Origin of the sequence: Streptomyces sp. NPDC002055 (genome assembly GCF_040296705.1) — a bacterium.
GTDB lineage: Bacteria > Actinomycetota > Actinomycetes > Streptomycetales > Streptomycetaceae > Streptomyces.
Genome location: NZ_JBEOXS010000079.1, coordinates 16,879 through 28,754, shown reverse-complemented (window position 1 = coordinate 28,754; position 11,876 = coordinate 16,879). Strand labels below are relative to the sequence as shown.

Below are 11,876 nucleotides of genomic sequence, written 5' to 3'. Positions count from 1 at the left end.
TTCCGATCTGGTTCCGGAAGCTTCCGTGTTTTTGTGGCCCCCAGGGCCGTAAATATACGTTCCGGAACCCCCACCCCGCAGGCCCCGGCCCCCGGCCCCACCCGCACCCCGCGGCACCCGCGGCACCGCGGCACCGCGGCACCGCGGCACCCGGGAAGTCCAGCGGCCTCCTGGAACCCCGCACGCCGGCGACCCGCTGGCCCCCTGAACCCCGCGGGCCCCGTAGAACCCGCGGGCCCCGGGAGACCCGCGCCCCCGTGAAACCCGCGATCCGCAAGAAAACCCGCGCGCCCGGGGAGACCACCGGGACGGGGGACTCCATCGGGGAAGCCTGGGCATTGCCCCGCTCCGCCGTCCGCCGTGGCCTCTATCCTCTGCGTAGTGGGGAACCAGGGGGAGGGGGACGGGACATGGACGAACTGAGGTCCGATGACCCGCAGCGGATCGGTGCATACCGGCTGCTCGGCAGACTCGGCGCGGGGGGCATGGGGCTGGTGTATCTGGCCCGTTCGGACCGCGGCCGTACGGTCGCGGTGAAGCTGGTCCGGCAGGAGCTGGCCGAGCAGGAGGAGTTCCGCCGGCGCTTCCGGCAGGAGGTGCAGGCGGCGCGGCGGGTCGGCGGGGCGTGGACGGCGCCGGTGCTGGACGCCGACACCGAGGCGCCCACGCCCTGGGTGGCGACCGGCTACATCGCCGGGCCCTCGCTGCAGAGCGTGATCGCCGGGCACGGGCCGCTGCCCGAGCGGTCCGTGCGGTTCCTGACCGCCGGGCTGGCCCGGGCGCTGATGGACATCCACGGCGCCGGGCTGATCCACCGGGATCTGAAGCCGTCGAACGTGCTGGTCACCATCGACGGACCGCGCGTGATCGACTTCGGTATCGCCCGGGCCCTGGAGAGCGTGACCGGCGACGGGCACGGGCTCACCCGCACCGGCTCGCTGGTCGGCTCGCCCGGCTTCATGTCGCCCGAGCAGGTCCGCGGCGAGCGCATCACCGCGGCGTGCGACGTGTTCTGCCTCGGCTCGGTGCTGGCGTACGCGGCGACCGGCAAGCTGCCGTTCGGCTCCGCGTCCAGCGGGGTCGCGCTGATGTTCCGGATCGCCGAGGAGGCGCCGAACCTGGACGCGCTGCCGGAGGGGCTGCGCGAGCTGGCCGCCGACTGTCTCGCCAAGGACCCGGCGCAACGGCCGACCCCGGCCCAGGTACTGGAGCGCACGGACGCCGAAGCGGCCGCCGGGGAGCCCTGGCTGCCGGGCGGTCTCGTCGCCGAACTGGGACGGCACGCCGTCCAGCTGCTGGACGCGGAGAACCCGGAACCGCCGCCGGCACCGGCGGCTGCCGCACCGGCAGCTGCCGCACCGCCCGCTGCCGCACCGCCCGCCGCGGGACAGCCCGCTCCCGGCCAGCACGGTCCCGGTCAGCACAGTCCCGGCCAGCCCGGCGGCGGACCCGCTCCCGGGCCGTCGGCGCCGTCCACAGGCGGCGTGCACGCCATGCCGACGATGATCTCCGCCCCCGCCACACCGCCCCCGGGCCACGGCACCCCGCCGTACGGGCCGCCGGCCGGCGCCGGGGCGTACGGCTACCCGCAGCCCGGTCACGGCCCCGCGGGAGGCGGCGGCTACGGCTACCCGCCCTCGGGGTACCCGGCGCCCGGATACGCCGCGCCGCAGCACCCCGGCCCGTACGCCACCACCGTCGGGTACGCACCCGAACCGGAGCCGCGGCGGCGCCGGACGACCGTCCTGATGGTGGCGGTCGCGCTGGTGGTGGCGGTGGCCGGCGGCACCACCGTCTACACCGTGATGCAGCAGGGCGGCACGGGCGGCAGCGCCCGGCAGGACTCCGTGAACGCCCAGCGGTCCGGTGAGCCCGCGACCTCCGGCAAGGGGTCCGGAACGTCGTCGGAGAGCGCGTCCGGCGGCATCCCGCGGCAGTACCTGGGCACCTGGGAGGCGCGCTTGGGGGCGGGCGGCTCGGACGTGCGCCGGTTCACGCTGCGCCAAGGCGACCCCGGGGACGCGGTCTTCACCATGACCGCGGACGGCACGAACTACCACTGCACGTTCGCCGCGACGCTGCGGTCCGTCGGCCCGCCGGTCCAGCTGGAGCCGTCCACGGTGACCGCCGGAACCGCACAGTCCTGCAAGGCGGGGCCGGTGACAACGCTGGAGCTGACCGATTCGGGCCACCTGCGGCGCACCTTCTCCGACGGCAGCTCCGCGGTGCTCACCTACTCCAAGGTGGACTGACACTCCACGGTGGACTGACACTCCACGGTGGGCTGAGCGGCCTCACGGCGGGCCGAGCGCCCCCAGCCGTGGGACGAAAGACGGCGTTGCCGCTGCCCGGCCCTCGAGGCCGGCAGCGGCAACGCCGTCCGTGGTGCGGTGAGCCGCCCTCAGAGGAACGAGTTGATCTCGATCGTCTCGGTGCGGCCGGGGCCGACGCCGATCGCGGAGATCGGGGCACCGGACATCTCCTCCAGCGCCTTGACGTACCCCTGCGCGTTCTTCGGCAGGTCGGAGAAGGTCTTGGCCTTGGTGATGTCCTCGGACCAGCCCGGCAGCATCTCGTACACCGGCTTCGCGTGGTGGAAGTCGGTCTGGCTGTAGGGGAGTTCCTCGACCCGCTTGCCGTCGATCTCGTACGCCACGCACACCGGGATCTGCTCCCAGCCGGTGAGCACGTCGAGCTTGGTCAGGAAGAAGTCGGTCAGACCGTTGACGCGGGTCGCGTAGCGTGCGATAACCGCATCGAACCAGCCACAGCGCCGGTCGCGACCGGTGGTGACACCACGCTCACCGCCGATGGTGCGCAGCGCCTCGCCGTCCTTGTCGAACAGCTCGGTCGGGAACGGACCGGCACCGACGCGCGTTGTGTACGCCTTGAGGATGCCGATCACCCGGCTGATCTTCGTCGGGCCGACGCCGGCACCGGTGCAGGCGCCGCCCGCGGTCGGGTTCGAGGACGTGACGAAGGGGTACGTGCCGTGATCGACATCGAGCAGCGTGCCCTGCCCGCCCTCGAAGAGGACGACCTTGCCCTCGTCGATGGCGTCGTTCAGGATCAGCGTGGTGTCGGCCACGTAGCCGCGGATCTGGTCCGCGTAGCCGAGCAGCTCCTCCACGACCTGGCCGGGCTCGATCGCCCGGCGGTTGTAGAGCTTGGCCAGGATCTGGTTCTTGAAGTCGAGGGCCGCGTCGACCTTCTGCTCCAGGATCGACTCGTCGAACAGGTCCTGGACGCGGATCCCGACGCGGTTGATCTTGTCCGCGTAGGCGGGACCGATGCCCCGGCCGGTCGTACCGATCTTCCGCTTGCCGAGGAACCGTTCCGTCACCTTGTCGACGGTCGTGTGATACGGCGTGATCAAGTGCGCGTTGCCGCTGATCAGCAGCTTGGAGGTGTCGACGCCGCGCTCGTTCAGCCCGCTCAGCTCGGAGAGCAGGACCGCCGGGTCGACGACGACCCCGTTACCGATGACCGGCGTACAGCCGGGCGAGAGAATCCCGGAGGGGAGGAGGTGGAGCGCGTACTTCTGGTCGCCGACGACGACCGTGTGGCCGGCATTGTTGCCGCCCTGGTAGCGCACCACATAATCCACGGAGCCACCGAGCAGATCAGTGGCCTTTCCCTTGCCCTCGTCACCCCACTGAGCACCGAGCAGCACAAGTGCGGGCACAGGCGTACACCCCTTCCGGGCGGGGCATGTCCAACGTGCACGGCGGCGATCGCACGGCGTATTTCGCCGCGCCCCGCCACCAGAGCCGTCGAACCGGTGCCCCGGATAGACGAAGCCCCTGGCGCAACAGCGACAGGGGCTCTTGCACCGAGAGATTACCTGAGGAAGGACCGAGGTGTCGGCTCCAGCTTCCACCGGACACCCCCTGCTCGTCGTCATCGACCCGGTCGCACGGCGGACCGACGGCGAGGCGGTGCGGATCGCGAAAGATGTGCTGTGCGCCGGCGCGACCGCGAAAATCTGCCTCCCGGACGGTCCCGAGGAGGTCGCGCGGGCGCTGTCCCGCCGGGGCAGTAGGCGGCCGGTGGTGGTCGGCGACGACGCGGCGCTGCTGCGCATCGTCGGGATGCTGCACCGGGAGCGGATCCTGGGCGACGCGGCGCTGGCCCTGGTCCCGGTCGGGGCGTCGCCCTCGGCGGTGGCCCTGGCGGGCGCCCTGGGCGTGCCGACGGGCCCGGTCGCCGCGGCCCGCGCGGTGCTGGACGGGGTGGACCGCGAGCTGGACCTCCTGGTGGACGACAGCGACGGCGTGGTCCTCGGCGGCCTGACCGTCCCCGACCCGGCCCTCTCCCCCGGCCGGACCACCCCGCGGCCGTGGTGGGAGCCGGGCCTGCGGACCTGCCGCTCCCTGGTACGCACCCTGGCGGGCCAGCGCACGGATGCCGCGGGGGCGCGCGGTGCGGATGGTCCGGAGGGTGCGGATAGCGCGGGTGGCGCGGACGGTCGTGGCGGGGCGGGCGGGGCGGGCGGGGCCGACAGTGCTCGCGGGGCGGACGGGTCTCGCGGAACGGACGGGTCTCGCGGGACCGACGGATCTCCTGGGACGGACAGGCCTCACGGGACCGACGGATCTCGTGGGGCCAACGGGTCTCCTGGGAGGGATGGGTCTCGCGGGACCAACGGGACGGACGGGCCCGGCGGAAACGGCTGGATACTCGGCACGGGCCGGCCGCCCGGGACGGACACGCCAGGGGCATCACTGCTGGCGGGCGTGCCGCCGCAACCGTCCCCGGCGGGCTTCCTGACGGATGCGGCCACGGGCCACGGACTCGGTGACGGCGGCACCCACCGGCTGCGGGTCGAGGCCGACGGCGTGGTGCTGGTCGACCTGGACCAGCCCGTCTCGGGCGTCTCGGTGACGACCGGCGGCGCCCGGGGCGGCGAAGCCGACGGCCTGGTGCAGGTCGTCATCCGCCCCGGTACCGCGGACGGCCCGAAGCCGCTGACCGCCCGGGCCCACACGGTCACCATCTCCGGCCCCGACTTCCGCTACCGGGCGGACGCCCTGCTCCGCGGCCCGGTCCGCACCCGCACCTGGACGATCCTCCCGAGCGCGTGGCGGCTGACGCTGCCGAGGGGGTGAGGCGGGGGCGGGGCCGGGACGTGGGTCCAGCAACGGGCAGGCAGGAAGCGAAGGGTCGGCCCGCTGCTACGGTCCCCGCATGACGCACTCGGTCTCCGCTGTTCGCGCTGTCGACCTGCGGGTCGAGCCGGTCGACATGGTTCTTGACCGCGTCGAGCGGTCCCTTCAGACCCGACTGGACCCGGGCACGGCGGTGCGCAAGCGCCGGTCCGTGGGGGCCCGGACGGACCGGGACACCTGGGTACGAGTGGAGCGACGCCCGCTCGACAAGATCGCCGACCAGGGGTGGAACGGCACCGAGAGCGCCGCCCGTCTGGAAGGCGTCGCCCAGCCCGTGTGGCGGGGGTGTGCGGTCTGGCGAGACACCGACGACCTTGTGATGTGGCGGGCCGACGAGACCGATCTCCTTCCGGGGGCGCCGATCGGGACCGCCGTCCTGAGTCAAGAGCCGGCGCTGCCCGTGAACTGGTGGCGAGCCTTCGGGGCTTCGCTGGACGCACTGGCGCGGAACACGACCGGACGCGTGGCCACCCCGGACACCGTCACGATCACGCAGGACCTGGTCACCGAGTCGATCCGGGGCGTATTCACCCACGAGATCGATACGACCGTCGAACGATGGGTTCCGGCCCACGCCGACCTGAACTGGGCCAACATGAGCGCACCGGCCTTCTCTCTCTTCGACTGGGAGGACTGGGGAAACGCACCCCAGGGCCTCGACGCCGCGACGCTCTGGGCCGCCTCGCTGGCCGTCCCCGCTCTGGCCGACCGCGTACGACGCGAGCGGCGGCACGACTTCGAGAGCCGGGACGGCAAGCTGATGACACTCTTCGTATGCTCGAAGATCCTGGGACCGGACGCGCACCCGGAAGACCCTCGGATCGAACCCGCCCGGCACCGGGCACGGCAGGTCATCGCGGAGCTTCAGACGGGCTGACCGATCAACCGCTCCCGAAGGAGGGCGCGGTACTCGTGAATCGTCCGCTCATCAGGCTCGGCGGCCAGGGCGTCGAGCAGTTCACCCAGATGAGCCGGATCGTCCGTACCCACGGCCATGGTTCCGACACGGGGATGGCCAACTCGTCGAGGAACCAACCGAGTCAAGCTCTCCACAGTGACCTACGATCGGCTGCGGGCCATGGCCCTACCGCCGCTCGTGTCACTCAGCATGATCCGATCCGTGATGGAGGGCGTCCACCGTGGAGCGAGTGTCCCGTCCCGATCTGACCGGCGCAGACTGGCGCAAGAGCAGCCACAGCAACCAAGAGGGGGGCGACTGCGTCGAGGTCGCCGACGGATTCCCCGGCCTCGTCCCCGTCCGTGACAGCAAGGACCCCAGCGGTCCGGCGCTGGTCTTCCCCGTCGACGCCTGGGCTGCGTTCATAGCTGACGTCAAGGCCGACCAGTACATCTGAGTCGTCCCGGACCGGAGGACATCGACCATGCAGCGTGTGTCCCATCCAGACTTGTCCGGCGCCGACTGGCGCAAGAGCAGCTACAGCAACCAGGCGGGCGGGAACTGCGTCGAGATGGCTGGCGGACTCCCCGGCCTCGTCCCCGTCCGCGACAGCAAACACCCTGAAGGCCCAGTTCTGGTCTTCACTGTCGAGTGCTGGACCGGTTTCATAGCCGACGTGAAGGCCGACCAGCGCACCTGAGCAGTCCCGAAACCGGAGGGCATCGACCGTGAACCGAATGTCCCATCCCGACCTGACCAATGCCAACTGGCGGAAGAGCAGCTACAGCAACCAAGCAGGCGGGAACTGCGTCGAGGTCGCCGACGGATTTCCCGGCCTCGTCCCCGTCCGTGACAGCAAAGACCCGGACGGCATGCCGCTCGTCTTTTCCGAGGCGGCATGGGTCTCTTTCACCAGCGAGTTGAAGGCCGCCACCTGGCACAAGAGCACGTACAGCAACCAAGCAGGCGGCGATTGCGTCGAGGTCGCCGACGGACTGTCCGGCCTCGCACCTGTCCGTGACAGCAAGGACCCCCTGGGCCCTGCGCTCATCTTCACCGCCGACGCCTGGGCCGCGTTCATCGACGGGTTGAAGGCCGCCGACCGGCACTGATCGCGCCGGATGCCGGTCGCAGCAGGACTCCTGCCTCCGCCGGATCCCGCGCACCGGGGTCCGGCGGACATCACTCTTCCCAGCCATCCGGGAAAGGCGGGCACCTGACACCCACGACGGCCAAGTGCCGACTGACCAGGTTGCGCAGGACGGGCCACGGTGAGATCAGCAAGTCCCCGTCGAGCAACGCCGTGGTTTTCGAGAACGATGCCCAGTGGCCTACAACGGCGCTGCTGCACCGCGCCGCAGAGGAGATGTGAGAAGAGATGAGCACCACGACCGGAACCACTGACTACCTGCCGGATGCACACTGGTTCAAGGCCTCGGCGAGTTCCGGCACCGGAGGGTGCCTCGAAGTGGCCTTCCTTCCTGACGGCAGCGTGGCCCTCCGCGATAACGAGGCCTTGGAGAAGCCTCCGTTCGTCGTGAGTGAGCATGTATGGACTTGCTTCCTCGACGGGGCAAAGGGCGGCGAATTCAACCTGCCCGCCTGACGACCCCAAACTCTCGGACTTGAGCAGGGGCCCCACCCCGGGCAGCTCGGCTCGTTCTCCATCCTGGAGTTCGCTGCATCGGATCCCTGTATCGGGTACGTGGATGGCCCGGGCGGGAACCTCTTCGTGGAGAAGGGGCGTTCGATCTACCGTCTTGACCAACGTCGGGAGAGGCCGTCCCAGCGGGCGGCCCCTCCCGTATCAGGGCACAGTCAGGAGAGCCCGGAGGACTGCGGCTACGCGGAAGCCGGCTCGCCTGTCGGCTTGACCGGGGCGTTCCGACGACATCCGACGCGCAAGCTCACGTCGGAACTCCGGTCGCCAGTGGCGTACTCGCCCGGGTGGGCGCCGTTTCCATCCCGTCCAGCCCCCACCCCCGGCTCTCGTCAGCGACCCCATGGAGACGTGATGACCGCCCAGTACACGCGCGACGCTTCCGTCACCGACCGCGGCCTTCTGTCCAGCAAGGCGTACGGCTCCGGTCAGCATCTGGCTGCTCGCCAGTCCCTCTACGCATGGCAGACGCCGCGCCATGACCTTCCGGGCATGGTCGTGGACGAGTTGGCCGGGGTAGGCGGTCGGGTCGCTGATGTGGGATGCGGCAACGGAAAGTTCGTACAGCGACTTCGCGAGGAACGCCGCGACCTGACGGTGATCCCCATGGACGTCTCCCAAGGCATCCTCGGCGACATTCCTGGAGCCGTCGTCGCAGACGCTCAGCAACTGCCCCTCAATGATGGATCACTTGGTGCTGTACTCGCGTTGCACATGCTGTACCACGTGGAGGACCGGACCCGGGCTGTGTGCGAATTGGCCCGTGTCCTGGGGCCCGGCGGCATCGCGATCGTCTCCACCAACAGCCGGACGGACAAGCAGGAGCTGGAGTGTCTCTGGCGACGGGCCGCAGGTGACGTGCTGGGCATCCCTGAGGGTCCGGCCCGAGTGCAGTTGTCAGCGCGCTTCACCCTGGAGGGCGCTCCGGCGATGCTCGGCACGTTCTTCACCGAAGTCCGCACGATCCCCCTCCCCGGGGTGATCGCGGTTACCGACGCTGAACCGGTCGTCGCCCACTTGGCCTCGTACGCAGCCTGGGCGGATCAGATGGGCGTCCCGTTCCGGGAAACCCTCGACCGCGCACGCGAACGAATTGACGAGACTATCCGCACGGAAGGTGCTTTCCGCATCCATTGCCTTGGTGGCTTGCTCGTCTGCCACGGCCCTCAGCCGGCGAGTACGTAGACGCCGCAGTCCGCACGGGCCAAGTGGGGATCAGCGGTGCCTTATCGAGGCAGACATCGTTCAAGCCGGGGCACGCCTCCGGCAAGTGCGGTCCCCAACCGACCAACCCCCGTCCACCGCGCACTGGTCGTCGTTGGGTTCCCCAGGGCCAGGACCCGGCCTCGCCGAACCCCCATCCACCGGGCTCCGGTGGGCCGCGTGACTCCTCAAAGGACCTGGGGAAAGAACCCCAACCCTCCCTCCCCTCCCGCCACATCACCCGGACGGGTGACCGGCTTGCGGGTGGGGGAACCAGGCGGTTACGTTCGCCGCGACAAGCGAAAACGAATACGGCCCCCGGCCGGGACTGGCATCCCGAACGAGGGCCTCACCGATCAGGAAGTGAACCCCTTCCCGATGGCTGGACCGCAGTCTAACGCGCGCCTGCGCGCTGACGCCGGGTCACCGACTTCCGGCGTGATCCATCTCCGCACCCGTCTCACCGCCGACTTCACCGTGATCGCCAACGCCTTGGCGCAGCGCCGCGGAAGCGCGGTCACGGTCGGCGTCGCGGCGTACATCCTCTCCCTGCCGGACGGCGCCCCCGTGAGCATCGCGGCCCTGTGCCGCCACTTCACCGAGGGCGAGATTCTCATCTCTCGGGCGCTCCGGGAGCTGGAGGCGGCCGGGTATCTGGAGCGGCGCCGCGAGCGCGGGCCCGGCGGGGTGATCCGCACGCGGACGTTCTTCAACGATGTGCCGGGAGACGCAGAGGTGAGCGACGTGCCGGGGCGCGGTGCCTTATCCCGGTCCCGCCCCGTACACCCGACACCGCCCACGCGGTCCGCACCGCCACCCGCTGCGCGCACCCCGGCGACGCGCTCCACGCGCTTCACTCAGTCCACCCGATCCGCGCAGCCGCCCACGCCGTCCGCGCCCGGGCCCGGGCCCGTCCCCGCGGTCCCGCCGGAGCCTGTGGATACGCCGGACCCCTCGCTCTCGCACCCGGCCCCGGACCCGACCCCAGCCGCCCGGGAGCGTGAACCGCTTCGGGAACGTGAACCAGCCCCGGAGAGCGAACCCGCCCCGGAGCAGGACCCGGTGTCGCGAACGGACCCACGGGCCCTGGTCATCCTTGCCTCGCTGCGCATCCGCGACCCCCGGCTGATCCTGTCCCGGCGGGAGGTCGACCGGCTCGCCCCGGCCGTGAGCCTGTGGCTTGCGCGAGGGGTCGGGCAGAAGGAGATCACCGATCTCCTCACCACCGGTCTCCCGGACCGTTTCCGGGCGCGGCCGGCCCGCATCCTGGCCTACCGGCTCGACGATCCACCGGTGGCCGCGCCACCACCGAGCACCGTCGTACCGGACGCCCCCGCCAAACCCGTCGTCCTGCCCTGGCAGACCTGCGACGGCGGCTGCGAACGCGCCTTCCGGGCCGCGGAACCGGGCTGTTGCCGCGACTGTCGTTCCGAGTCCGTGAGCCCCCGAGCCGCCTTCCGCGGTCCTCTGCCAACAGCTTGCTGAGCGCGAACCAGGAGTTCCTTGGGCAGGGGAGACCGCCGGGAACTGCAAGAAGATTCGACGCTGCCGCTCGCCGCGACAGCCCTGGTATGGAGAGAGGTAGTGCGAGTATGGTGACTTGTATGGCGACCAAGAAGGTGACGATCACCATCCCGGAGGATCTCCTCGACGAGATCCGGTCGGAGACATCCGAGCGGGGGATCTCGGCCTACGTTGCCGAGGCGCTGCGCCTCAAGCGAGACCGCGACCGGCTCCGGGAACTGGTCGACTGGCTGCAGGAAGAGCATGGAGCAGTCACCGAGAGCGAGCTTGCCGCGGGACGCGAGGAGCTGGACGCTCTCGACGCGGAACACCGGCGTCGCGCCGCTGGGAAGGGCCGCCCGGGTAAAGCCGCGTGAAGGAACGACGCGGCCAGCGGACCACACCACTCCGCGTCTTCGTCCTCGACTGCGAGGCCCTGTCGCTCGCTGTTCGCGGCGATCGCATGATGATCACCCGGCTCGTTCTCGCAGACCGACGCGAGGCCGAAGTGGTGACCTCCCCGATGACCCTCGTCGAGGCGTACGACGGCAGGACCACCGAACAGCGCTGGGACTGGGTGCTTTCCCGCGTCAGCGTCGCGACGGTCGGAAAGGACGAAGCCCGACAGGCGCGCCGCCTCCTGGCCGATACCGGATTGCACGGCCACAAGCACGCGATCGACGCGGTGCTCGCCGTCATCGCACGGCAGCAGCAGGGACAGGTGACGGTCTTCACCTCAGATGTGGACGACCTGGAGAGGTTGATCCCGGACAGGATCGTCGTCGCCAAGGTCTGAATCCCTGAAACGGGACACGCGAGGCCGCGCCGCCGTCCGCCTGAGCATCGCCGCCCTCCGCCCCCGCGGGCTCACCGCCAGGCCGTGGCCCCGCCGCGCGCCTCCTGGCGTTCGCGCCAGCGGTCCATGATTCCGGTCAGTTCGTTCTGCAGGAACTCGAAGAACTCGGCGGTCTCGGCGACCCTCGTCCCGGCCGGGCTGTCGGGGCCCAGGGAGGCGGCGCCCTCGCGGAGGGTCTTCTCCCAGCGGGTCAGGACCTGGTCGCGGTGGGTGAAGGTCTCGTACCAGAGCTCGTTGTGCAGGCGGTAGCGGTCGCGGCGTGAGCCGGGCTCGCGCTCGCGGCCGACCATGTTGACCTGGGTCAGATAGCTGATCGCGCCGGAGACGGCGGCCGGGCTGATCTGCAGTCGCTCGGCAAGTTCGGCCGAGGTGAGTGAGCCGGAGTCGGAGGCGAGCAGGGCCGCGAAGACGCGCGCGGCCATCCGCTGCATCCCGGCCCCGGTCAGCTCGGCGGCGAACCGTTCGACGAACCGGGAGACCGCGTCCTCGTCACGCCGGTCCGTCGGCCCGCCGGCCGCCGTTCCGGTCCGTTCCGGACGGCTCTCCGCCCCGTCCGCCCTGCTCACGCTGTCGGTCACGCCTCATCCT

At 70.9% G+C, this 11,876-nt stretch carries 14 protein-coding genes; 11 read left to right on the top strand and 3 right to left on the bottom strand.

All coding sequences use genetic code 11. The features are described 5' to 3' along the window. Positions 1–410 precede the first annotated feature (410 nt). Positions 411–2,252, top strand: a complete 1,842-nt coding sequence (locus ABT112_RS31475; RefSeq protein ID WP_351515198.1) for a serine/threonine-protein kinase — start codon at positions 411–413, stop codon at positions 2,250–2,252. 149 nt (positions 2,253–2,401) lie between these two features. Here the strand turns inward: ABT112_RS31475 and ABT112_RS31470 are convergent, their stop codons facing one another. After that, on the bottom strand, positions 2,402–3,685 hold the full coding sequence (locus tag ABT112_RS31470; protein WP_351515197.1) for an adenylosuccinate synthase: 1,284 nt from the start codon (positions 3,683–3,685) through the stop codon (positions 2,402–2,404). A gap of 175 nt (positions 3,686–3,860) precedes the next feature. On the opposite strand from ABT112_RS31470, the gene ABT112_RS31465 reads away from it, so the two are divergent. Then, positions 3,861–5,108 carry a diacylglycerol kinase gene (locus ABT112_RS31465; protein WP_351515196.1) on the top strand — a complete coding sequence of 416 codons (1,248 nt, stop codon included), beginning with the start codon at positions 3,861–3,863 and terminating at the stop codon, positions 5,106–5,108. A 79-nt stretch (positions 5,109–5,187) separates the two neighbouring features. After that, entirely contained in the window at positions 5,188–6,045 is an 858-nt protein-coding gene (locus ABT112_RS31460) for a hypothetical protein (RefSeq protein ID WP_351515195.1), read from the top strand. Here the strand turns inward: ABT112_RS31460 and ABT112_RS31455 are convergent. Then, on the bottom strand, positions 6,033–6,164 hold the full coding sequence (locus ABT112_RS31455; protein ID WP_502975506.1) for a hypothetical protein: 132 nt from the start codon (positions 6,162–6,164) through the stop codon (positions 6,033–6,035). The two genes, ABT112_RS31460 and ABT112_RS31455, sit on opposite strands and share 13 nt — an antisense overlap. A gap of 143 nt (positions 6,165–6,307) precedes the next feature. Here ABT112_RS31455 and ABT112_RS31450 point away from each other — a divergent pair, with 143 nt between their 5' ends. From ABT112_RS31450 to ABT112_RS31415, 8 genes are all read left to right on the top strand, one after another. Next, entirely contained in the window at positions 6,308–6,523 is a 216-nt protein-coding gene (locus ABT112_RS31450; protein ID WP_351515194.1) for a DUF397 domain-containing protein, read from the top strand. 36 nt (positions 6,524–6,559) lie between these two features. Then, positions 6,560–6,766: a DUF397 domain-containing protein gene (locus ABT112_RS31445; RefSeq protein WP_502975505.1), complete on the top strand. Its 207-nt coding sequence runs from the start codon at positions 6,560–6,562 to the stop codon at positions 6,764–6,766. A 37-nt stretch (positions 6,767–6,803) separates the two neighbouring features. After that, a complete protein-coding gene (locus tag ABT112_RS31440; protein ID WP_351515192.1) occupies positions 6,804–7,178 on the top strand; it encodes a DUF397 domain-containing protein in 375 nt (124 codons plus the stop codon). A 266-nt stretch (positions 7,179–7,444) separates the two neighbouring features. Then, on the top strand, positions 7,445–7,672 hold the full coding sequence (locus ABT112_RS31435) for a DUF397 domain-containing protein (protein WP_351515191.1): 228 nt from the start codon (positions 7,445–7,447) through the stop codon (positions 7,670–7,672). Between the two features lie 408 nt (positions 7,673–8,080). Further along, entirely contained in the window at positions 8,081–8,911 is an 831-nt protein-coding gene (locus tag ABT112_RS31430; protein ID WP_351515190.1) for a class I SAM-dependent methyltransferase, read from the top strand. Between the two features lie 396 nt (positions 8,912–9,307). Beyond that, positions 9,308–10,414, top strand: a complete 1,107-nt coding sequence (locus tag ABT112_RS31425) for a hypothetical protein (RefSeq protein WP_351515189.1) — start codon at positions 9,308–9,310, stop codon at positions 10,412–10,414. A 119-nt stretch (positions 10,415–10,533) separates the two neighbouring features. Next, positions 10,534–10,809, top strand: coding sequence for a CopG family transcriptional regulator (locus tag ABT112_RS31420; protein WP_351515188.1), 276 nt, complete (start codon positions 10,534–10,536; stop codon positions 10,807–10,809). Continuing rightward, a complete protein-coding gene (locus ABT112_RS31415) occupies positions 10,806–11,228 on the top strand; it encodes a hypothetical protein (protein ID WP_351515187.1) in 423 nt (140 codons plus the stop codon). Before ABT112_RS31420 ends, ABT112_RS31415 begins: the two co-directional genes overlap by 4 nt. 71 nt (positions 11,229–11,299) lie before the next feature. Here ABT112_RS31415 and ABT112_RS31410 read toward each other — a convergent pair whose 3' ends face one another. After that, the gene (locus ABT112_RS31410; RefSeq protein WP_502975504.1) at positions 11,300–11,866 is read right to left on the bottom strand and encodes a GbsR/MarR family transcriptional regulator; all 567 of its coding nucleotides are present in this window, start codon (positions 11,864–11,866) and stop codon (positions 11,300–11,302) included. Between the last annotated feature and the right edge of the window lie 10 nt (positions 11,867–11,876).